The following is a 22120-nucleotide window of genomic DNA, read 5'->3' on the forward strand; positions in this document are numbered from 1 at the left end:
GCGAACAATATTCTTTAACCTCTTGCTTATGCTTTCTTCTTGTTACTCATCAGACCAAAAATCGAAGCAGAATATGGATGCTTCTATCACCCAGCGAGGTTCGTTAGTGAAAGTAGAAGTCAAAGCCGTAGACTTTCTCATTACCTCATTTAATGCTATCAATTGCCAAAACTTCTCGCAGCAATTTCCAGAAGCTTCAGTATTAGTTATCAATAAGACTTCCGATTTGCTCGCCATAAGTCAGGAGATAAACCTTCTCAAATCTGATGCATCCACAACGGCCATGAATACTAGAGCACAAGTCACGCTGCATTATCTTGACGGTCATACATCTACTCTTTGTTTGAGTAAGTTTGGTATGCAGCAGGATGGTCAGAATGTGACGAACAATACTAAGTTGCGTACACTTCTTGGGCTAACTTTTCCTTAATAACTCCACCCACCTCACTTTTATCATCTCATGGGACTTCTCGATGCCATCCTCGGTAATGCGTCTGAAACCGACGCGCAGGAAATTCAACTGGAGCTAAGCCAGCTGCTGGCCCCCGGCGAAGAGGTGCGCAACGCCTACGCTGTCATCCGCGACTTACTGGTATTCACCACCAAGCGCCTGATTCTGGTAGACAAGCAGGGTGTAACGGGCAAGAAGCGGGAGTACCTGAGCCTGCCTTACCGCAGCATCGAGCGGTTTTCTATGGAGACTACCGGCCATTTTGATATGGATGCGGAGCTGAAAATCTGGGTGCGCGGACAGACGGAGCCCATCAGCAAGACCTTCCGCAACGATAAGAACATCCACGATGTGTACCGCGCCCTGAGCGAGTTTGCGCTGTAACGGGAGTGGCCTACGTGCAACCTCAGCGCGCTTCCGTGGCTCCTGAGGCTATACTGAACCCCACCGAACTATGCGCCCTCTCTACTCTCTACTTCTCGTAGGCCTATCTGTAGCAGCTGCTTCACTGAGCGGTTGTCAGAAAGAAGATTCCTCCCTTCCGCTGAACTCCGTGAAGGGCTTAGTGATAGGCACAAGCTGCAACGGCACGCTCATTCAACTGCCAGATGGCCCCAACGTTGGCCGGACGATCAACTACAACAACAAGGAATATCCCAACGTCTTTGGCACCTATTCCACCCTATCGAACACCCCATTGCAACCGGGCCAGACGATAACCTTCAGCCTCCGCAAGGCGAGTAAAGTAGAGTCGGAATCTCGCATCTGCTTAGCTATCTACAGCACGTATGATGTGCCCCAGCTGGTGATTGAGCCACCAAAATAGTGACTGGCCTAGGCCAGTAAGCTGACACAAAAAAGCCCCTTGCAATTATGCAAGGGGCTTTTTTGTGTCAGTATTCGTTTGTCTGTCATGCTTAATCAGGCATGACCACCTTTTAGTTTCGTTTTCAAGTTTCCTGGTCTACTGGCCGCCGGCGGTAGTGGTGCCGGCTTTCAGATATTTGTCGTACCAGGCCAGGTACCGGTCGTAGCGGTCCTTCACGTAGCTGGGCTTGTTGATGCCGTGGAACTGGCCGGGGTAGATGATGAGCTGGGTGGGCACTTTCAGGCTCTGCAGGGCCTGATACATCTGCTCGGTGTTCAGCAGGGGTACGTTAAAGTCCTTCTCGCCGCACAGGAAGAGCGTGGGGGTGCTGATCTGGCCGGCGTGGAAGAAGGGGTACGAAATGCGCATCCATACATCGGTGTGCTCCCAGGGAGTGCCCAGCTCGGTTTCGTAGTCGCGGATGTATTGGTCGGTGCCGTAGCCAGCAAATACGTTGGCGATGCCGGCGCCGCTGGTGGCGGCTTTAAAGCGCTTGTCGCGGGCAATAAGGTGGTCGGTAAGGATACCACCGTAGCTCCAGCCGCCTACTCCCAGGCGGGCGGGGTCAGCAATGCCTTGCTGCACGGCGTAATCTACCACCGACAGCGCATCTTCGGAGTCCTTATTGCCCCAGTCGGCGTAGATGGCGCGGCAATACTCCAGGCCGCGCCCCGAGCTACCGCGCGGGTTGCTGGCCACTACAGCGTAGCCGTGAGCCGCCAGAATCTGCCACTCCGGCGAGAAGCTGTACGCGAACTGCGATACCGGACCACCATGAATGCGGAGCACCGTGGGGTACTTCTGGCCCGCTTGGTAGCCGACAGGCTTCACCAGGAAACCACTCACCAGCGTACCGTCCTTGCTCTTGCCCTGAATAGGATCCGTGGCGCCGAGCTGCACGGTTTTCAGCCACGCATCATTCTGCTTGGAAATGGGGCGCAGGGCTTTCTTTTCGAAAGCAAACACCTCATCGGGCAATTGTGGCTCGCTGTTTACTACCACTATCTGGCCTTTGGGGCCGACTTCAAACTCCGTGATTTCGCGCTTGCCATCCAGCACGCGCTCCACTTTACCACCGTTGGCCGGCACGCGGGCCAGCACTTGGGCGCGGTCGTCTTCGAGCAGGAAATACAGGCTCTTGCCATCCTTCGACCACTGGGGCTTGAGCGTATTGCGGTCTAGGCCACTGGTGAGCAGCTTGGGTGTGCCACCGGCGGCCGGAATTACGGCCAGCTGGTGCAGGCCATACACGAGCTGATCTTTCGGGCCACCTTCCACGAAGGCAATCTGCTTGCCATCGGGGCTCCAGGCGGGGCGGCCGCTCCAGTTGCTGGGGGCGCTGTCGGCTACATCGCTAGTGGTGAGCTGGCGCGGCTGGGCGCCGGGCGTAGCATCAATGGCGTAGAGGTCGAAGTTGTCGTGGCGGTCGGGGTCGTCGCCGCGCTTGCTCACGAATACCAGCTGCTTGCCATCGGGGCTCCAGGCCGGCGAGTACTCGTCATAAATGCCTGAAGTGAGCTTGGACAGCTTGCGCGCCGCCACATCAAACACGTACAGGTGCTGGCGCTGCTTGTTGAGGTAGCCATCCACATCCTGCTTGAACTGAAACCGATCCACGACAATAACGGGCGGCGTTTTCTTCTTGGCCTTCTGCACCACCGTCAGCGAATCGGGGTCGGCGTCGCGGATGATGAGGGCCAAGCGCTTGCCATCAGGTGCCCACACGTAGTCGGATACGCTGCCTTTGAGCTTGGTTACCTTCTCGGCCTCGCCGCCGTTGCGGTTCAGCAGCCAGAGCTGGCTGTGGCCATCTTCCCCCTCGCCCCGGCTGGATAGAAAGCTCAGGTAGAGCCCATCGGGCGAGAAGCGTGGGGCCGTTTCATTGTCGGGGCTGGTGGTTACGCGCAGGTTTTGCGTGCCATTGTAACGGGCCATCCACACGTCGGCGTTGCCTTTGTCGGCGGCGGTATCGGCCTGGCTCACCACGTAGGTCACCCACTGGCCATCGGGCGAGAAGTGGGCGTCGCGCACGTCGCGCAGTTGTTGCAGGTCGCGGGCCGTGAGCGGGTGCGGGGCCGGCGAGGTAGTCTGCGCGGCCACCCCGAAGGGCAGCAGCAAGCCCAGTATGGGTAGTAGATTTTTCATATGCTGAGGGAAGTGAATGCGAAAGACTGGCCTAGGGCCGGCAGGTTGCGTTTTAGCGTAGATACAAACCTCAAGATAAGCCCGAACTTTGAGGGTTGCGCAATAGAAAATTATGCCCCGCCCGCCTGTTTACTCTCAATGGTTGTGCTTAGCGCCGCATATTTGTGCTATCTCGCGGGGTTTCGCGTTCCGCTAAGCCCAGGCCACTCTCCCTTTCCACCTTGCCTCTTATGCCTGCACCTGCCGATTGGAGTGAAATTGCCGTGGCGCAGGTCCGGGGCCAGTCGGTGCTGGTGGCGAGCCGCAATGTGCAGCCGCTGAAAATTCTGAACCCGCGGGCACCGGGCGGTGGCTGCCACGTGGTGCTTTCCAGCTACGGGGGCGGCATGGTGGCGGGCGATACTATCCGGATTCACCTCACGGCTCACGCCGAGACGCGGCTCCTGCTAGGAACCCAGGCGAATACCAAAATTTTCCGCTCCATGGATGGCAAAGTGGCGGAGCAAACCGTGGAAGGCACGCTGGAAAGTGGCGCGCTGGCCGCCGTGCTGCCCGACCCCGTGGTGCTGCAGGAAAACAGCCGCTACCGCCAGCGCCAGCATTGGCACTTAGCCTCTGGTGCCGTGCTGCTGCTGGCCGACTGGCTTCACTCGGGCCGCATGGACAACGGCGAGCAGTTTGCCTTCACTTCTTTTGATTCAGAGCTGCGCATTACGGTAGCTGGCCGCCTCACAGTCCTGGACCGGTTTGCCTTCCGGCCCGAAGAGCACATTGCCACCTCGCCTGCCAACTTCGACCGGTACCAGACCACGCTTTCCGTGTACCTCGTAGGCCACCCCGATGACGCGCGTTTCCTAGCCTTGGCCCGTACGCTGGAGCAGCTGCAAACCATCAGCCGCGCCGCTCTGCCCGATGATTTATCGAAGCAGGAATTTGTGGTGGCCGTTACGCCTTCGCGGCCCGGCGTATATCTGCTGCGGGCGCTGGGCACCAGCCGGCAGGCGCTGCAGCCGCTCTACGAGGCGCTAGGCCAGTCTCTGGAACAAACCGAGCTGCTAGGCCACCACCCTGGGCGGCGCAAGTATTAGCGGCAACCGGAGCCGTAATATCTTGCGGCTTGCCCTCAAATGCCCGACCTGGAACGAAATCCTCGTTCAGCTTTTCCCTTGTTATCCTTATCCTCATCATTATAACCCTCATTCTATGCTGATTAAGAACCCCTCCGCTACCGCACCACCCGAAACCCACCGAGTGGCTAGCCGGCTGGTTTCGCTGGATGTGTTTCGGGGGCTGACTATCGTGCTTATGCTGCTGGTGAACAGCCCCGGCGACTGGCACTTCTACTACTCCCCTATCACGCACGCCGACTGGAACGGCTTCCATCTGGCCGACCTCGTATTTCCCGCTTTCGTGTTCATCATGGGCGTGGCGCTCGTGTATGGGCTGGCAACCGTTCGAGAAACTCCTGATCTACACGCTAAAACGTTACGCCGCGTGGCGCGCCGTGTCCTCGTGATGGTGGTGCTGGGGCTGCTGATCGGGCTGCTGCCGAACTTCTACTTTACCTCGTTTCGAATTTTGGGCGTGCTGCAACGGCTGGCTTTGGTGTACGGCCTCAGTGCCCTCTGCTTTTTGAAGATGAGCTGGCGCCAGCAAGCCTGGCTGACGGTGGCCCTGCTGGTGGCCTACGCGGTGCTGTTGCAGCTGGTGCCGGTGCCGGGCCTGGGCTACGCCAGCCTGGAGAAATCAACGAACCTAGGCGCCTGGCTCGACCGTCTGCTCATCGGCAAGGAGCATCTGTATACTAATGAAGAAGGTTGGGATGCGGAGTCGTTGCTGGGCACGCTTCCTGCCTTGGCCAGCGGTCTGTTGGGCGTGCTCGCGGGCCAGTGGCTGCGCGCTACCGGTCCCGATGCGCCTACCAAAACTGCCTGGCTTTTTGTGGTGAGCAGCGGCACGCTGGTGCTGGGCCTGATCTGGAATGGCTGGTTCCCGATCAACAAAGCCCTATGGAGCAGCTCCTTTGTGCTCTACGCCGGCGGCTTATCGGGCCTGATGCTGGCGGCGCTGTATTTCGTGCTCGATGTGCAGCAGTGGCGCCCCCGTGGCCTGTGGCTGCTGCTGGCTTGCGGGAGCAACACGCTCGTCGTGTTTTTCGGGGCGGAAGCAATAGAGCGCATCCTCACGCGGCTTAAGCTCCGCCACCCCGATGGCTCCGTCTTCTACCCCCGCGACTGGCTCTATGACACACTCTGCCGCCCGTATTTTGCCAATCCTTACCACGCCTCCCTCACTTGGGCCATCGTGTACACCTGCTTGTGGATAGGCCTACTAGCCTTCTTGTACCGCCGCCGAATCTTCATCACGGCCTAATCCTAGCCGCTGCTACAAGTGGCCTATGCTGCTGTAGGCCACTTGTCGCCATACACGTTTCAGCTTACCGCCGATCTTCCCGCACGGCTTCCAATGCACGCGCTTTGGCGGCATGAATGTGGCCTATAATTTCCTCCAGACCCACGCCGTGCAGGGCGCGGGCGAACAGAAACGGACCTTCGCCGCGCATCTTACGGGCATCATGGTCCATTACGCCCAGGTCGGCGCGCACGAGCTCGGCCAGGTCGGTTTTGTTGATGACAAGCAGGTCAGATTGGGTGATGCCGGGGCCGCCTTTGCGCGGAATTTTGTCGCCGCCCGACACATCGATGACATAGATCGAATAATCGACCAGCTCGCGGCTGAAGTGTGCCGCGAGGTTGTCGCCGCCGCTTTCCACGAATAGGTAGTCGAGCTTGTATTCAAAGCGCGTCATCAGGCCTTCCAGCGCATCCATGTTCAGGGAAATATCCTCCCGAATGGCGGCGTGCGGGCAACCGCCGGTTTCTACGCCCACAATCCGGTCTTCGCTCAGGGCGCTGTGCCGGATCAGAAACTCGGCGTCTTCGCTGGTAAAGATGTCGTTGGTGACCACGCCCAGTTCAAACTCGTGGCGCAGCCGCTCGCACAAGGCTTTGAGAAGGGCAGTTTTGCCCGTGCCCACCGGACCGCCAATGCCTACCGTGAAGGCGCGCTTGCGGAAGTTGCGGTAGGGCGGCAGCCGCCGGGTTTCGCGCTGCGCAAAGTCGCCCGGCGACTCGTACGCTTCGTGCGCATGTCCGTGCAACAGGAGCGCCAGCTTATCAATAAAGGTCATAGGAATCTAGTTTTGGAACAGACGGGAATACACCTGCTCATGCAGAATCTGGGCGGCATCGAGCAGGCTGGCTGAGCGCGTGGCAGTACGGTAGTCGGCCGTTTCGGCGCCCGCCAGCAGGTGGTCAAAAAGTGCGTAAAAATCGTTCTGCAGGCGGTGGCCTTCCATCGGACCCAGGCAGCCCCGCCGGATAGCTGAACTGATTTGGTCGCGCAGCATTAGGTGCAGGTACAGCGTGTGCAGCTCTTGGCAGCTATACCCTAACTGCCGCAAGCACCGCGCCAGCACCGGCACAAAATGCAGCGGCAGATCCTGAGCCTTGAACTCCGCGCTGAGGTGGTCTAGGCCACTTTCCGGGTAGAACGTGCTGAGCAGCCGCAGCCAGTTCTTGCTTTGGGCCAGACTGGCGCGGTGCAGTGTGGGTACCAGCAGCATGGCATCATACTCTTCTACGATATGGCACAATGCATCGGTATCTGTAGGCCACTCGGCGGCGAAACAAGCGCTTAGAAACGGTACATCGAGGCTGATAATCTGCTGCAGATACGAATACAGGTAATTGCGTAGCCCCGCCGCATTGCGGATCAGCCCAAACGTGCGGCTGCTTTCCAGCCCGTAGGAGTATGCAAAGCCACCCGTCGGCAGGGCCGAATCGGCGAGGTGCAACAGACGGGCAAGGCGGGTTGGCATCAGGAAAGTGTGAAGTGGCCTAGGCCAGATATTAGAGGTTAAAACAGGTTGTACAGCTGCGTCAGTGGCAACTTGGTGGCGGGCTCGCAGGTCAGGTGCACGCCATCGACGGTGACGCGGTACGTTTCGGGGTCCACGGCAATATTGGGCAGGTAATCGTTTAGGGCCATGTCCTTTTTGGCGACGCTGCGACAGCCTTTTACGGCCACCACGGCTTTTTTCAGGCCATACGAAGCCCGCACGTGCCCCACCGATGCCGCTGATACGAAGGCTATGGAAGTCGGCCCCGTAGCACTGCCGTAGCTCCCGAACATGGGCCGCGAGTACGACGGCTGGGGCGTAGGAATGGAGGCGTTGGCGTCGCCCATCTGGGCCCGCACAATCACGCCGCCCTTAATAACCATCTCGGCGCGAGAGCCGAAAAAAGCCGGTTTCCAGAGCACCAGATCAGCCAGCTTCCCGATTTCTACGGAGCCGATTTCCTCTGAGAATCCGTGGGCACGGGCTGGGTTGATGGTGTACTTGGCGATGTAGCGGCGGGCGCGGAAGTTGTCGGTGCCGCGGTCAGTGTCTTCGGGCAGCAGACCGCGCTGCTCCTTCATTTTGTGGGCCGTTTGCCAGGTGCGCGTGAGCACTTCTCCCACCCGGCCCATGGCCTGGGAGTCGGAGGAAATGATGCTGAGTGCGCCCAAATCGTGCAGAATATCCTCGGCGGCAATCGTCTCGCCCCGGATGCGGCTTTCGGCAAAGGCTACATCTTCCGGAATGTTCTTGTCGAGGTGGTGGCACACCATGAGCATATCTAGGTGCTCGTCGATGGTGTTGATGGTAAAGGGCCGCGTGGGGTTCGTGGAGGATGGAATCACGTTGGGCTCCCTGCAGATTTTAATGATATCGGGGGCGTGGCCGCCGCCGGCGCCCTCGGTATGGTAGGCGTGAATGGTGCGGCCCTTGAAGGCAGCCGTGGAGGTTTCCACAAAGCCGCTTTCGTTGAGCGTATCGGTATGAATGCAGACCTGCACATCGTACTGCTCGGCTATACTCAGGCACATATCAATGGCGGCAGGCGTGGTGCCCCAGTCTTCGTGCAGCTTGAAGCCTACGGCGCCGGCCTCCAACTGCTCCCGCAACCCTTCGGGCCGGGAGGTGTTGCCCTTGCCAAGAAACCCAAAGTTGAGCGGAAAAGCATCCGTAGCCTTCAACATCATCTCAATGTAAAACGCGCCTGGCGTGCAGGTGGTAGCATTCGTGCCCGATGATGGCCCAGTGCCGCCGCCCAGCATGGTCGTCACGCCGGAGGCCAACGCCTCTTCAATCTGCTGCGGGCAGATGAAGTGAATGTGGCAGTCGATGCCGCCGGCCGTCAGAATCTGGCCTTCGCCAGCTATTACTTCCGTGGTTACGCCTACCACCATGCCGGGTGTCACGTTGGGCATAATGTGCGGGTTACCCGCCTTGCCGATGCCTACAATCCGGCCGTTCTTGATGCCAATATCGGCCTTATAAATGCCAGTATAATCGAGTACCAGGGCGTTGGTGATGAGCAGGTCCAGCGCTTCTGCTTGCGGAATTCCGGCGGCCTGCCCCATGCCTTCGCGCAGCACCTTGCCACCCCCGAACTTGCACTCCTCGCCGTAGGTGCAAAAGTCCTTTTCTACCTCAATGATAAGGTTGGTATCGCCCAGGCGCACCCGGTCGCCGGTAGTGGGGCCGTACATATCGGCGTAAGCGCGTCGGTCGAGGGAAAGAGCCATATAGACTATTGGTTTTAAAGCTGCCTGTACTGTTGATTCTGCTACACTACCTGTCATGCTGAGCTTGCCGAAGCATCTCTACCACTTCTCTAGGCCAGTTGGTTAGCCAGCGGTAGAGATGCTTCGACAAGCTCAGCATGACGGGCTGTGCAAATTCTTAATCAAGTGGCCCATTAATTCGTCCGTTACCGCCGTACACCATCCGCTCGCCGGCCAGCGCCACCAATTCCACTGGCTTCCGTTCACCGGGCTCGAAGCGCACGGCCGTGCCGGCCGGGATGTTGAGACGAAAACCGCGGGCGGCGGTCCGGTCGAATTCCAGCGCCTCGTTGGTTTCATAGAACGGGTAGTGCGACCCAACCTGCACGGGCCGGTCGCCGCGGTTGAGCACTTCTACTGTTATAGTTTCACGGCCCTCGTTTAGCGTAAGCGGCGCATCAGCCAGCAGGTATTCTCCGGGGGTAGCTGTGGCTACTGGAGCGGCAGCTACTGGCCTAGGGGTGCGGGTGAGGCCGGAGCCATAGAGGGCCAGCTCAGCAGAGCCTTCTTCCCGACAAATGGGGTAATGTACCGTCACGAGTTTGGTGCCATCGGGGAACGTGCCTTCAATCTGCACCTCACTCAGCAGCGCCGCCACGCCGGGCAGCACATCCTGGTGGCCTAGAATATGCTTGCCCTTGTTCATGAGCACGGCCACGCTCTCCCCATCCCGGATAAACTCTAGGAGCTGGGTAGCCAGTAGTGCTACGGCTTCGGGATAGTTCAGGGCCAGACCGCGGGCGTAGCGCTTCTGAGCTACCACGCCGGCCTGGTGCAGCACCAGCTTATCCAGGTCTTTGGGCGAAAGATGCATGGCTAGTCTAGAAGTGTAGTAGAGAACGGAGAGTTATACAGGCTCATGCGGGTTTTGGCGGCGGGTGCTTGTGCGGCAGGGCGTTGCGCACTCATGCCTGCCTTTTCCGGCTTCAAATTGCTGTAGAGCATCCAGCCACCGTAGCCGATGCTTACCAGCGCGGAGGCCACCACCAGACCCAGCCGAAGTGTGCGACTGAAGCGCATGCGCTGGGTGAACGGCACGCTCATCAGACTGGTGGCGCCCAGCATGCCTAGTACCGAGCCCAGCCCGAACAATAGCAGGTAGGCCACTCCCAGCCAAATGCTGCTGATGCTACCCATTACCAGCAGCACCAGCGCTCCGCTGCCCGCCAGCCCATGCACGAGGCCTACGGCGTAAGCGGTACTGCGCCGGTAGCGCGCCGGGGGCGGGCCTTTGCTGTAGTAGGCCCTGTTGGTCAGGCGGCTCAGGCCCATCAGGAGTAGCATGGCGCCCACAGCTGCTTCAAAATAGTGAGAGTGCAGCAGCGTGAGGCGGGTGCCCAGGAGCATGCCACCAAAAACTACCAACGTGGTAGTGTGGCCTAGGCCCCAGTACAGGCCATCTTTCACGGCCAGCAGGCGGCTGTCGTGGCGAGCCACTAGGGTGCTGACGGCAATCAGGTGGTCGGCTTCAAATGCGTGGCCCATCCCTACCAGGAAAGCAAAAGATATGGGCAAAAGATTGTGCATGCAGAAACCTTAGGGCAAAAGATGAGCCTTAATCTAAGGGCTTTTCCCAAGAAATTATGCAGACTCTACCCCATATCACCCCAAAAAGAAACCCCACCTTGTGGGTGGGGCTACTTGTTTTAGTGAACTAGGCCTGTGTTTTTACAGGCTCCTGAATAGCGGGCGGCGTTGGGTTATACTGGGGCGTTGCATTGAAATGCTCTGCGTTGGCTTTGCCCTTATCATCCTTAAAGTCGCTGCGCTTATAGGGCCGGATGATGAGGCGCAGCGCTTTGTCGGAGCTGAGGTAGCTGGTAGCCCAGTCCACGAACGTAACGATCTTGTTGCGGAAGCCGACCAATGTCATTAAGTGCACAAATAGCCAGGTCAGCCAGCCTAGGAAGCCGCCAAAATGCTTTTCGCCGGGCAAATCTACTACGGCGCGGTTGCGGCCCACAATGGCCATGCTGCCTTTATTGGTATAATGGAAGGGCTTCATGGCCTCGCCGCGCATAAAGCGCTTGAAGTTGTCGGCCAATTGCTCGGCTTGCTGAATGGCCACGGGGGCCAGCATGGGATAACCGCGCGGCATCTCGTCGGTGACCATGTTAGCCACGTCGCCGATGGCGTAGATGTTGGTGGTACCCTGGACCCGGTTCACATGGTCGACATTGATGCGCTTGTTGCGCGCCACCACGGCCTCGGGTAGGCCGGGCACGTCGGCACCATTCACGCCGGCGGCCCAAATCACGTTTTCGGTACGGATAAACTCGGTATCGGAAGTGTAGAGTTTGCAGTCCTCGAACCGCTTGGCCGAGGTGTTGAGCCGGATATGAATGTTCATATCTTCCAGATACTTCCTGGCCTTCTGCTGCGACTGTTTCGACATGGGCCCCAATACCTCGCCGCCGGCCTCTACGAGGTAGATTTCCATTTGCTTCAGGTCGAGCTCGGGGTAATCTTTGGGCAATACGTCTTTGCGCATCTCGGCCAGAGAGCCACATATTTCCACGCCGGTGGGGCCGCCACCTACCACTACCACGTTCATCAGGGCCTGGCGCGCGGCGGGGTCTTCCTTCAGCAGGGCTTTCTCGAAGTTCTGGAACAGGAAGCTGCGCAGGTTCAGGGCATTCGGGATGCTCTTGATCTGCATGGCGTTGCGCTCAATGCTTTCCAGCCCGAAAAAGTTGGTGAGCGAGCCGGTAGCCAGCACCAGGTGGTCGTAGCGGATGTCGCCGATATTGGTGATGACCGTGTTGCTGCCAGGGTCGATGCGCTGCACATCGGCCATGCGGTAAAAGAAGTTGTGCTGCCCGGCAAAGATCTTGCGAATGGGATACGCAATGTTATCCGCCTCCAAGGCGCCGGTGGCTACCTGGTAGAGCAGGGGCTGAAAGTTGTGATAATTATTGCGGTCGATGACCACTACCTGCACCGGCGCGTCGGCCAGATCTTTAGCCAGCCGCAGCCCCGCGAAGCCGCAGCCCACAATGACGATGCGAGGTTGTGATGTAACGGGAAGATTGGTATCCATAAGACAGGAAAGCCTGGCCGCACTGGCGCGGCGTGCTGTGGCAACAGTGCCATAATCCTGTACCGTAAAAAGCGGACGCAGGTTGTGCACGAGCTTGTCGCTAGTTCTAGGCCAGTCTACTGAGCGGAGCTACTGGCCTAGAACTAGCGGCGTAGGCCAGTCGGTCATTGCGAGCGGAGCGAAGCCATCTTTCCTTCTCGATTACATGGGCCGTTGATACACAATAAAGCCCTTACCTCTACTATAGGAAGTAAGGGCTTTTGAGTAGATCAAGGAGTCGCGCACGGATTAAGGAAAGATGGCTTCGTCGTGCCTCCTCGCAATGACCTGAATATGTCGTCGCCAGGGAGAGTGGCCTAGGCCTAGTAGTCGATGCCTTCCTTCTTCTTGAACTCGCCGCTCTTTACCTGGTTGATCAGTTGCAGCCAGCTAAACGGGTTCAGGAGTGGGTTGTTGGTGCCCGGCGTGGGGGCAGTGCCCATCCTTAGCGACTGGTCGTACTGCTGCCGCTGCATGGTCTGGCGGTAGTTGCCGGTACTCGTGACGGGCAGGTTGTTGAACATGCGGCGCATCACCTGCTCATTCAGGTTTTCGGCGGCCGAGGAGCCCCGCTCCTTGGGCAGGTTAAGAGCCAGAAAGGCTTCTTTGAAAGCTTTCTCAGTGGCATACGGGAAGATGCGCACTTCAGGCAACACCGTGGCATCCTCACGCAGAGACACAATAACGGAGTAGCTCTGGCGCGGATAATCCTCCGGGATAATCACATATTGGTTGCGGTAGCCCAGGCTCCGAATCACGATACTATCACCGGCCAGCACGGGCAGAGAGAAGTAGCCGTAGGCATTGCTGGCGGTGCCGCGGCCTGCTTTGGGCACGAAGATAGCCGCGCCCGGTACGCCCAAAAGTGAGTCGCCGGTGGCCACGATGCCCGTGAACTGCACCACGCGGCGCTGGCCCTGCGCCTGGGCGCCGTGTGGCGCCACAAATAGGCCTAGAGCCAGCAAAACCAGCAGAAACAGGGCCGGCAAAGAGAAGAAACGAAATCGAACCACAGCAGACATACAGGGCGTTACAGATTACAAGTATACGGCTCTTTCGGGGGCCGCTGGTTGGTTTGGTGTAAATTCGGGCCGACTCTCGCCGGCCTTTCCTCCTGCCCTTCCTAGCTAAAGATGCGTCTGAAACACTTTACCGTTGCATTTGGTCAGCAACTATTCAAAGCCTTCGGCGACGACAGCCGGGTGCGCATCCTGCATTTGCTCTGGCGCAACCAGGAAATGTGCATTTCCGACCTGGAGCAGGTGCTGGACTTCACCCAAACAAAAACCTCTCGGCAATTATCTTACCTGAAAAATGCGGGTTTGGTGAATTTTCGGCGGCTCGATAACTGGGTTTTCTACTTTATTAAGGATGAAGCCCAGGACTTCGTTCACCAACTGCTCGGCTATATGGAGCGCGACCCGCAGCTGGTGCACGACCAGAAGATCTACCAGACGCTCTGGTCGAATCGGGAGCTGGCCGCGTATAAGCTGCAGAATCGCCGCTGGACGGGCACTTCACTGGAGCGCTAGGCCAGTCGGCACCGCCCAGCTGCTTACTATTGCTTATGAAATCTGCCTCTGCCGTTACGCGTCTGTTTGTTTGTACTGCCCAGAAGGATGAAGTGGGGAAAGACGTAGCTAAGGCGCTGAAAACAGAGCTCAAGAAGCAAGGCCTCAAAACCCTCCTGACGGGTGGCACTACTCGCAAAGTGCGCGTGCAAACCTGCAACTGCCTCGACCTCTGCAAGCACTGCAAAAAAGGTCCCGGTGCGGCCGTCGCCATCTACCCCGACAATGTTTTTTATGGCGACGTGAAGCCCAAAGACGCTTCCGACATTGTGCGGGAACACCTCGGCGACGGGCGTGTTATCAAACGACTACTGCTGGATGGATAGCACCTCACGCTTAGTCTGTCACTTCCTTACTCTTCACTTGCCATCATCTTCCCTTGAAATACCGCCATATTTTCTTCGACCTCGACCACACGCTGTGGGACTTTGAAACCAACGCCGACGAAACGCTGCGGCACTTATATGATGACCACCAGCTAGGCCGGTATGGCACGTTCACGGTGGACGAATTTATCCGGGTGTATTCGGACATCAACCACGGGTTGTGGCGGCTGTATCAGAACAATAAAATCACGCAGCAGCAATTGCGTGCTACTCGTTTCCCGCGCACTTTCGTAAAGCTAGGCCTATCGGAGGAAGATTCGCCGGCCGGTATTTCGGAGCAGTTCACGGATATTCTGCCTAAGAAGTCGGCGGTATTCCCCTACACCTACGAGGTGCTGGACTACCTGCGCGACAAAGGCTATGAGCTGCACCTGATTACGAATGGCTTCAAAGACATTCAGTACCTGAAGCTGAATGCCTCCAGCCTGACCGATTATTTTCAGGAAATAGTCACCTCGGAGTGTTGCGGCCACCTCAAGCCCGACACGCGCATTTTCCAGCACGCGCTGGAACGGACCGGCGCCACCGCCCCGGAAAGCCTCATGATTGGCGACAATCTGGAGTGCGACGTACTAGGTGCCTATAATGCCGGCATCGACCAAGTGTACTTCAACCCTGAAAAGCGTCGCCACGCCATCCAGACCACGTATGAAATTGCGTGCCTGAGTGAGCTAAAGGACATTCTGTAGGCCACTGAACAGCCCCCGCTCGCCCGTCATCCTTCCTGCATCAGGATGATATGTGGATCAGTAGAGCTGTCTTGGCTGAATAATTCCTGCGTGGCCTACCTTTGCCACCGATGACACGATTAATTGGTTTTTCCGGACGCCGGGGTAGTGGCAAAGACACGATTGCCCGTCTTATTCAGCAATTGCAGCCGGAGCGGCGCTGGCATATTCGCTCCATAGGCGAACCAATTAAAGCTGTATGCGCCGCGCTGGCCGGCGAAGGCACCGCGCCTTACTTTTCCCAGCAAGGCAAAAAGGAGAAGTTGCCCGCCTTTGGGCGTACCCGCGGCGAGATGCTGCAGCAAGTAGGCCTAGCGCTCCGCCAGTGGGAGCCCGATATCTGGGTGCAGGCCTTTTTCTCGCAGCTTCCCAATGAGCAGTTCACCCTCATCCCGGATGTGCGCTTCCCCAACGAGGCCGACCTCATCCGCAGCCGCGGCGGCATTATGCTGCGCGTGGAAGGCGACCCGCTCCACCAGCGCGGCGACGGCACCCGCGACGACGAGCATCTCAGCGAAACCGCCCTCGACCAGTATTCGCACTTCTCGGCCACTCTGCACAACAATGGCTCCTTCACTGACCTAGAACGGCAGGTAAAAGAGCTGCTAGGCCAGTTGTAGATGGTACCCTCAGATCATGGCGCAGCAATCTGCTCTGAGTTTATGGGTTCGGGCGTGGCTACTCCTTCCTCTTGCCGGCGTTGCGCTAATGGTTACGCTCTGGAAAACGGGACAACGGTGGCGTATTCTACATGGTACCAAGGCACCCGCAAAAGTATATCAGCATCTGGGCAAAGAGGGCTCAGGCAGCAGTGGGGTTTATTACTTGCTCGTCAAGTACCAACACCGGCAAGGCAACGCGCTTCAGGCGCGCGTAGTCACGGACAGATACACGCACGATTCGTTACAGGAAGGTGCTACCGTTAAGGTGTGCTACTTTGGCCAGGATCATCAAAATACGCTTTTGGCAACCGAATGGGCATTTAGCGGCCAGCTGATGGTGATTAGTGCGGGGTGTCTACTTTGCTTGTTCGACAGCATAAGTACGAATCGGGAGTGGCGAAACCGCAGGCCAGACGGGTATCTAGCAGACTGAGAATTCCTTCCTAGGCCACTGCACACTTCTTTCAAACCACTGGCGCGGGCTGTGCCTTCCACGACGGCGTGCCGCCCGTCACGAGCCTAGGCCACCCGTCCACGTATTCCAACCGATCCAGGAGCAGCACACGACGCGAGTAGCCTTGTTCGGCGTCAATGGCATCGAAGGTGGGCTGGCGGGGGTCGATGGCATGGTAGGCCAGCCAGTCGTGGCCCTCGGCATCCTTGATTACGCAGTTGTGGCCGGGGGCGCGCCAATGCTCGTTGCCTTCCAGCAGCATCCGGTAGGGGTCATCGGTAGCTTCGGCCAGCGTTTCAAAAGGCCCCATGGCCGAGCGCGAACGGGCCACTAGCACACCGTAATGGGCATCATCGCCACAGCAGTTATTGCCGGAGTAGAACAAGTAGTACCACTCGTCGCGCAGCACCACCCAACTGCCTTCCACCAGTTGATCGTAGCGCTTCGGATCGCCGGCACCGGCCGGATAGATGAGCTTGCGGGTTTTGCTGCCCGGCAAAAAGGATATTCGGTCGTCGGCGAGTTCCCGCACCATCAGGGGGCCAAAGCCGGAACCCCAGTACAGGAGCTTTTTCCCGGTGGCGGGGTCGTCGAAGGCCATAGGGTCGATGTTACGGAAGCCAGGGCCGCACTGCAACGGCTGGCCGATGTCCGTGAAAGGTCCGGCGGGAGCCTCGGCTATGGCGACGGCTAGGCATAGGCCACGCTTGGCATTCGGCTTGGCAGAGTAATAGAGGTAGTAGCGGCCAGCGTGCTCACTGACGTGCGGCGCCCATATTTTCTGAGTTCTGCTTGCCCAAACGGGCTTTTCCGGCAACCCTTCTCCCAAGTACTCCCAATGTACCAGATCAGTGGAGCGCGCTATCTGCAGGTTAATGATGACGCCTTCCCGTTTGGTTTGAGTGCCGTAGGCATAGTAGAACCCATCTTCAGCCCGAATAATAGTAGGGTCCGGGAAGTCATCATTCCAGATAGGATTCGTGTAGTGCAAGTGCGGCGGCTGGATCATTTGCAGAGAAGGCTAGGCCAGTATCTACGCTTCCTACGTCTTCTTGATAGGCCTAGGCCTATCATTTGTGGCGGCTGGCTACCTTTGCCTCTCCCACCTACGTCTTCAACCGTCCACCTAAACTTCGCCTGCGTATGGCCACTGGCTTTTTCAACGTCCCCGTCCCGATTAACGAACCCGTAAAAGGCTACGCTCCCGGCTCCCCCGAGCGCCTCGAACTACTCAAGACGCTCAAAGAGCTGAAGCAGCAGGAGCGCGACATCCCGATGTATATTGGTGGTAAGCCAGTGCGCACCGGCAACACCCAGCGCATCAGCCCGCCCCACGACCACCAGCATACCCTAGGCCACTTCCACGAGGGCGACGCGTCGCACGTGCATCAGGCCATTGACGCCGCCCTGGCCGCCCGCACCCAGTGGGCCGAGCTGCCATGGGAGCATCGTGCGGCTATCTTCCTGAAAGCCGCCGACCTGCTGGCCGGCCCCTATCGTGCCCGCATCAACGCGGCCACCATGCTGGGCCAGAGCAAAAATGCGTTTCAAGCCGAGATTGATGCCGCGTGCGAGCTGATCGACTTTTTCCGCTTCAACGTGCACTTCATGCAGCAAATCTACCAGCAGCAGCCCGAGTCGCTGCCCGGTATGTGGAACCGCCTGGAGCAGCGCCCTCTGGAGGGTTTCGTGTTTGCCCTCACGCCTTTCAACTTCACTTCTATCGCCGGCAACCTCCCTACTTCGGCGGCCATGATGGGCAACACAATTGTGTGGAAGCCGGCTTACACGCAGATCTATTCGGCGCAGGTGCTGATGGAACTGTTCCAGGAAGCCGGCGTGCCCGATGGCGTTATCAACCTCATTTATGTGGACGGTCCTATGGCCGGCGACATTATCTTCTCGCACCCTGATTTCGCGGGCATCCACTTCACCGGCTCTACCGGCGTGTTCCAGAACATCTGGAAAACCATCGGCCAGAACATTCATAAGTACCGCAGCTACCCGCGCATTGTGGGCGAAACCGGCGGCAAGGACTTTATCCTGGCGCACCACTCGGCGCACCCCAAGCAGGTTGCTACGGCCATCACGCGCGGCGCCTTCGAGTTTCAGGGTCAGAAGTGTTCAGCGGCCAGCCGCGCCTATATCCCGAGCAACATCTGGGACGAGGTGAAAGGGTATCTGCAGGAAGACCTGAAGTCCATCAAAATGGGCGACGTGGAAGACTTCTCGAACTTCGTCAATGCCGTTATCAGCGAGGTTTCCTTTGATAAGCTGGCCAAGTACATTGATGCCGCCAAGCAGGATGAAGGCGTTGAAATCATTGCCGGCGGCGGCCATGACAAGTCGAAAGGCTACTTCATCGAGCCCACGGTTATCGTGACCAAAGACCCCAAGTACGTGACAATGTGCGACGAGCTGTTCGGCCCCGTTATCACGATTTACGTTTACGATTCGCAGGAATTCGAGAAGATTCTGGACGTGGTAGATGGCACCTCGCCTTACGCTCTCACCGGCGCCATCTTCTCCCAAGACCGCTACGCCATCGATCTGGCTTCCAAGAAGCTGGTGCACGCGGCCGGCAACTTCTACATCAACGATAAGCCCACTGGCGCTGTCGTAGGCCAGCAGCCTTTCGGCGGTGCCCGCGCCTCCGGCACCAACGACAAGGCCGGCTCTATGCTGAACCTGCTCCGCTGGGTTTCGCCGCGCGCCATCAAGGAAACCTTCGTGCCGCCGGTAGATTACCGCTACCCCTTCCTGGGCGTAGACAACCACGAAGACCTCAATGTAGCTAAAGGCGGCTTCTAGGCCAGTCAGCTACCCAGCAAAACGCCACTTCGGGAAACCGGGGTGGCGTTTTCATGTTTACTAGGCCTCGTTGTCCGTTAACAACGGAACCCGCAAGGAGGGTAGCCGCTGGTAGCGGAGATACTCCTGCATTGTGTACCGGTGGGGAGTAGCAGGCCCGGGCAGTAGTATAACGAAAAACAGTTTATAGTCAATCATACACCTTTATCCTGCGGCCGTGTTTCACCTTTGTTCCCCGCGCTTTTCGCGCTACCTTTGCCTTCCATGCCGTTCCTGAGCGGCCCTTACCTGTCGACGCCTATGCTTCTCGCAGTTCCAACCAACTACCAGCCTTCTGATTTTCTGCCGATTATCGTGCAGTTTGTATTGGCTATTGCCTTTGTGGCTTTTGCCATGATAGTCTCCCACCTCGTGGGTCCGCGCCGCAAGAGCGTGGTAAAGGATGAGGCCTTTGAGTGCGGCATCGAATCGGTGGGCAACGCCCGCACTCCTATTTCGGTGAAGTACTTCCTCACAGCCATCCTGTTCGTGCTCTTCGATGTGGAGGTAATCTTCATGTACCCTTGGGCCGTGAACTTCCGGGCTTTAGGTAAAGATGGCTTTATCGAGATGATTGTGTTTCTGACCCTGCTTATGGCAGGTTTCGCATACGTCATCAAAAAAGGCGTATTACGCTGGAATGAGGCCTAGTAGCCAAACTTTTAAGTCGTAGCTACTGTTCAAAAAAGCGGGGTAACCGGCTTTCTTTAACTGACTTTCTCTGATGGATAATAGAGTTCCTGAAATCAAAACGGTAGACGCACCTGAGGGCATCGAAGGTGCTGGCTTCTTCGCCACGTCGCTGGAAAAAGTGGTGGGCATTGCTCGTGCTAACTCGCTCTGGCCATTGCCTTTCGCTACCTCATGCTGCGGCATCGAGTTCATGGCAACCATGGGCTCTCACTATGATATCTCCCGCTTCGGCTCGGAGCGCCCTAGCTTCTCGCCTCGCCAGGCCGACTTGCTAATGGTGATGGGGACTATTGCCAAGAAAATGGCTCCCATCGTGAAGCAGGTGTACGAGCAGATGGCTGAGCCTCGTTGGGTGCTGGCTATGGGTGCTTGCGCCTGCTCAGGCGGCATCTTCGATACGTACTCCGTGCTCCAGGGCATTGACCGCATCATTCCGGTTGACGTGTACGTGCCCGGCTGCCCACCCCGCCCCGAGCAGGTGCTAGATGGCCTGATGCGGGTGCAGGATCTGGCCAAAAACGAATCATTGCGTCGTCGCAACTCGCCTGAGTATCAGGCTCTGCTGGCATCTTACAATATTAAGTAAGGAGATAGGAGCTGGAAGCGAGAATTCGTTCTCTCTAGATGGCTTCGCTAATTCACTTCTTTCTAGCTCCTAACTTCTAGCTCCTAGCTTCTCTCAAAAGAATGGCTGAACAGAACGAAGAATCCCCGGCCGCTCAGGAAACTGCGGCAGCCCTCGACCCAGCGGCGCAGAAAAATGCGCAATTGCTAGATCTGCTGCACCGCCTGTTCGGAGCCGACACTTTCATGGATGTGGAGCAGCCGTATGGCCTCCTGACGGCAACCACCACGCGCGAGCGGATTCACGATATCATTGGTGGCCTACAGCAGGACCAGGAGTTACAGCTGAACTTCCTGACAACTATGTGTGGGATTCACTATCCGGAGAATGAGGGCAAGGAGCTAGGTATGATTTATCATCTGCACAGCCTGACCCAAAACATCCGGCTGCGCCTCAAAATCTTCTTCCCGATTGCCGACCCCGTAGTGCCCACGCTGACGAACCTCTACTCCACCGCCAACTGGATGGAAAGAGAGGCCTACGATTTCTACGGCATCATCTTCTCGGGCCACCCCAACCTCATTCGTATCCTGAATGTGGAGGACATGGACTACCATCCTATGCGCCGGGAATACGCCCTCGAAGACGGCACCCGTGAAGATAAAACCGACCTTTTCTTCGGCCGCTAGGCCCCTGATACCTTATCATGGCAGTTAACGACACGCTGGAAGGCACCCATAAAATCATCGAAGAAGCCCGGGCGCAGCAGGCGCGGATTAATCCCCTGGCGCCTACGGTAAACGACTTCAACCAGGAACTCACGACGCTGAACCTGGGCCCCACACACCCCGCTACGCACGGCATTTTCCAGAACATCCTGCAAATGGATGGCGAGCGGATTGTGTCGGGTGTTCCTACTATTGGCTATATCCACCGGGCCTTCGAGAAGATAGCCGAACGTCGGCCGTTCTATCAGATTACGCCCCTCACCGACCGGATGAACTACTGTTCGTCGCCCATCAACAACATGGGCTGGCATATGACGGTAGAGAAGCTGCTCGGCGTGACGGTTCCGAAGCGCGCGCAGTACATGCGCGTGATTCTGATGGAGCTGGCCCGCATCACCGACCACCTGATTTGCAATGGCATCTTAGGCGTAGATACGGGCGCTTTCACCGGCTTCCTCTACCTGATGGAGGAGCGCGAAAAGGTGTACGAGATTTACGAAGAAGTAAGTGGTGCCCGCCTCACCACCAACATGGGCCGCGTAGGCGGTATGGAGCGCGACTTCACCGATGTGGCTATTGCCAAGCTGCGTGCCTGGCTGAAGACCTTCCCAGCCGTTATGGCGGAGTTCGAGAAGATGTTCAACCGCAACCGCATCTTCATGGACCGCGTGGTCGATGTGGGCGGCATCTCGGCTGAGCGTGCTCTGAACTACGGCTTCACAGGCCCTAACCTGCGTGCTGCCGGTGTCGACTACGACGTTCGGGTAATGAATCCCTATTCCAGCTACGAAGATTTCGAGTTCGAAATTCCTGTGGGCACGAAGGGCGACACCTACGACCGTTTCATGGTGCGCAACGAGGAGATTTGGCAGAGCCTGCGCATCATCAATCAGGCGCTCGAAAACCTTCCCGAAGGCCCGTACCACGCTGATGCCCCGCATTACTACCTGCCTCCCAAGCAGGCGGTATATAAGAATATGGAAGCGCTCATCTACCACTTCAAGATCGTTATGGGCGAGATTGAGGCACCGGTCGGTGAAGTGTATCACTCGGTAGAGGGTGGCAACGGTGAGTTGGGTTTCTACTTGGTTTCTGATGGCGGCCGCACCCCGTACCGCTTGCACTTCCGCCGTCCTTGCTTCATCTACTACCAGGCCTACACGGAAATGGTAGTAGGCCAGACACTCTCCGACGCCATCGTGACGCTGTCGTCGATGAACGTGATTGCGGGGGAGCTCGACGCGTAGTTTTTTGCTGAATTTGACTT

The 22120-nt window shown here is 57.7% G+C and carries 23 protein-coding genes; 14 read left to right on the forward strand and 9 right to left on the reverse strand.

The genetic code is table 11. From position 1 onward, the window contains the following. Window positions 1–73 precede the first annotated feature (73 nt). The 3 genes from CFT68_RS11360 (at window position 74) to CFT68_RS11370 (ending at window position 1277) form a co-directional block, all read left to right on the forward strand. Complete coding sequence (locus CFT68_RS11360) at window positions 74–430, forward strand: hypothetical protein (RefSeq protein WP_088843528.1); 357 nt, start codon at window positions 74–76, stop codon at window positions 428–430. Window positions 431–460: 30 nt separating this feature from the next. Beyond that, the gene (locus CFT68_RS11365; protein ID WP_088843529.1) at window positions 461–835 is read left to right on the forward strand and encodes a PH domain-containing protein; all 375 of its coding nucleotides are present in this window, start codon (window positions 461–463) and stop codon (window positions 833–835) included. 70 nt (window positions 836–905) lie between these two features. Beyond that, entirely contained in the window at window positions 906–1277 is a 372-nt protein-coding gene (locus CFT68_RS11370) for a hypothetical protein (protein ID WP_088843530.1), read from the forward strand. Between the two features lie 138 nt (window positions 1278–1415). Here CFT68_RS11370 and CFT68_RS11375 read toward each other — a convergent pair whose 3' ends face one another. Beyond that, a complete protein-coding gene (locus CFT68_RS11375; RefSeq protein WP_088843531.1) occupies window positions 1416–3464 on the reverse strand; it encodes a S9 family peptidase in 2049 nt (682 codons plus the stop codon). A 230-nt stretch (window positions 3465–3694) separates the two neighbouring features. Between CFT68_RS11375 and CFT68_RS11380 the strand changes: the two genes are divergently transcribed. Both CFT68_RS11380 and CFT68_RS11385 read left to right on the forward strand, forming a co-directional pair. Further along, window positions 3695–4552, forward strand: a complete 858-nt coding sequence (locus CFT68_RS11380; protein ID WP_088843532.1) for an urease accessory protein UreD — start codon at window positions 3695–3697, stop codon at window positions 4550–4552. Window positions 4553–4667: 115 nt separating this feature from the next. Beyond that, the gene (locus tag CFT68_RS11385) at window positions 4668–5837 is read left to right on the forward strand and encodes an acyltransferase family protein (RefSeq protein WP_088843533.1); all 1170 of its coding nucleotides are present in this window, start codon (window positions 4668–4670) and stop codon (window positions 5835–5837) included. A 64-nt stretch (window positions 5838–5901) separates the two neighbouring features. Here the strand turns inward: CFT68_RS11385 and ureG are convergent, their stop codons facing one another. From ureG to CFT68_RS11420, 7 genes are all read right to left on the reverse strand, one after another. Then, window positions 5902–6654 (reverse strand): urease accessory protein UreG, encoded by a 753-nt coding sequence (gene ureG, locus CFT68_RS11390; RefSeq protein ID WP_088843534.1) that lies wholly within the window; start codon window positions 6652–6654, stop codon window positions 5902–5904. A gap of 6 nt (window positions 6655–6660) precedes the next feature. Next, window positions 6661–7344, reverse strand: a complete 684-nt coding sequence (locus CFT68_RS11395) for an urease accessory protein UreF (protein ID WP_088843535.1) — start codon at window positions 7342–7344, stop codon at window positions 6661–6663. Window positions 7345–7382: 38 nt separating this feature from the next. Then, window positions 7383–9098, reverse strand: coding sequence for an urease subunit alpha (ureC, locus tag CFT68_RS11400; protein WP_088843536.1), 1716 nt, complete (start codon window positions 9096–9098; stop codon window positions 7383–7385). A 157-nt stretch (window positions 9099–9255) separates the two neighbouring features. Next, a complete protein-coding gene (locus CFT68_RS11405) occupies window positions 9256–9951 on the reverse strand; it encodes an urease subunit beta (RefSeq protein ID WP_088843537.1) in 696 nt (231 codons plus the stop codon). 2 nt (window positions 9952–9953) lie between these two features. Further along, window positions 9954–10622, reverse strand: coding sequence for an urease accessory protein (locus CFT68_RS11410; RefSeq protein ID WP_088843538.1), 669 nt, complete (start codon window positions 10620–10622; stop codon window positions 9954–9956). 169 nt (window positions 10623–10791) lie between these two features. Then, window positions 10792–12177 (reverse strand): NAD(P)/FAD-dependent oxidoreductase, encoded by a 1386-nt coding sequence (locus tag CFT68_RS11415; protein WP_088843539.1) that lies wholly within the window; start codon window positions 12175–12177, stop codon window positions 10792–10794. 362 nt (window positions 12178–12539) lie between these two features. After that, window positions 12540–13238 (reverse strand): peptidase associated/transthyretin-like domain-containing protein, encoded by a 699-nt coding sequence (locus CFT68_RS11420; RefSeq protein ID WP_141106528.1) that lies wholly within the window; start codon window positions 13236–13238, stop codon window positions 12540–12542. A gap of 111 nt (window positions 13239–13349) precedes the next feature. On the opposite strand from CFT68_RS11420, the gene CFT68_RS11425 reads away from it, so the two are divergent. The 4 genes from CFT68_RS11425 to CFT68_RS11440 all read left to right on the forward strand — a co-directional run bounded on the left by CFT68_RS11425 (window position 13350) and on the right by CFT68_RS11440 (window position 15521). After that, window positions 13350–13748, forward strand: a complete 399-nt coding sequence (locus tag CFT68_RS11425; RefSeq protein ID WP_088843541.1) for an ArsR/SmtB family transcription factor — start codon at window positions 13350–13352, stop codon at window positions 13746–13748. 35 nt (window positions 13749–13783) lie between these two features. Further along, a complete protein-coding gene (locus CFT68_RS11430) occupies window positions 13784–14113 on the forward strand; it encodes a (2Fe-2S) ferredoxin domain-containing protein (RefSeq protein ID WP_088843542.1) in 330 nt (109 codons plus the stop codon). 53 nt (window positions 14114–14166) lie between these two features. Then, on the forward strand, window positions 14167–14862 hold the full coding sequence (locus tag CFT68_RS11435; protein ID WP_088843543.1) for a YjjG family noncanonical pyrimidine nucleotidase: 696 nt from the start codon (window positions 14167–14169) through the stop codon (window positions 14860–14862). 110 nt (window positions 14863–14972) lie between these two features. Then, complete coding sequence (locus tag CFT68_RS11440) at window positions 14973–15521, forward strand: hypothetical protein (RefSeq protein WP_141106529.1); 549 nt, start codon at window positions 14973–14975, stop codon at window positions 15519–15521. A gap of 506 nt (window positions 15522–16027) precedes the next feature. On the opposite strand, the gene CFT68_RS11450 is transcribed toward CFT68_RS11440, so the two are convergent. After that, on the reverse strand, window positions 16028–17026 hold the full coding sequence (locus CFT68_RS11450) for a glycoside hydrolase family 43 protein (RefSeq protein WP_088843546.1): 999 nt from the start codon (window positions 17024–17026) through the stop codon (window positions 16028–16030). 134 nt (window positions 17027–17160) lie between these two features. On the opposite strand from CFT68_RS11450, the gene pruA reads away from it, so the two are divergent. From pruA to CFT68_RS11475, 5 genes are all read left to right on the forward strand, one after another. Then, complete coding sequence (pruA, locus tag CFT68_RS11455) at window positions 17161–18828, forward strand: L-glutamate gamma-semialdehyde dehydrogenase (RefSeq protein ID WP_088843769.1); 1668 nt, start codon at window positions 17161–17163, stop codon at window positions 18826–18828. Window positions 18829–19128: 300 nt separating this feature from the next. Next, window positions 19129–19518 (forward strand): NADH-quinone oxidoreductase subunit A, encoded by a 390-nt coding sequence (locus tag CFT68_RS11460; RefSeq protein ID WP_088843770.1) that lies wholly within the window; start codon window positions 19129–19131, stop codon window positions 19516–19518. A 73-nt stretch (window positions 19519–19591) separates the two neighbouring features. Beyond that, window positions 19592–20146, forward strand: a complete 555-nt coding sequence (locus CFT68_RS11465) for an NADH-quinone oxidoreductase subunit B (protein WP_088843547.1) — start codon at window positions 19592–19594, stop codon at window positions 20144–20146. A gap of 101 nt (window positions 20147–20247) precedes the next feature. Then, the gene (locus tag CFT68_RS11470; protein WP_088843548.1) at window positions 20248–20814 is read left to right on the forward strand and encodes an NADH-quinone oxidoreductase subunit C; all 567 of its coding nucleotides are present in this window, start codon (window positions 20248–20250) and stop codon (window positions 20812–20814) included. A gap of 17 nt (window positions 20815–20831) precedes the next feature. After that, window positions 20832–22100, forward strand: a complete 1269-nt coding sequence (locus CFT68_RS11475) for an NADH-quinone oxidoreductase subunit D (RefSeq protein WP_088843549.1) — start codon at window positions 20832–20834, stop codon at window positions 22098–22100. Window positions 22101–22120: the final 20 nt, after the last annotated feature.

It is taken from the genome of Hymenobacter gelipurpurascens, assembly GCF_900187375.1.
GTDB classification, from domain to species: Bacteria; Bacteroidota; Bacteroidia; order Cytophagales; family Hymenobacteraceae; genus Hymenobacter; species Hymenobacter gelipurpurascens.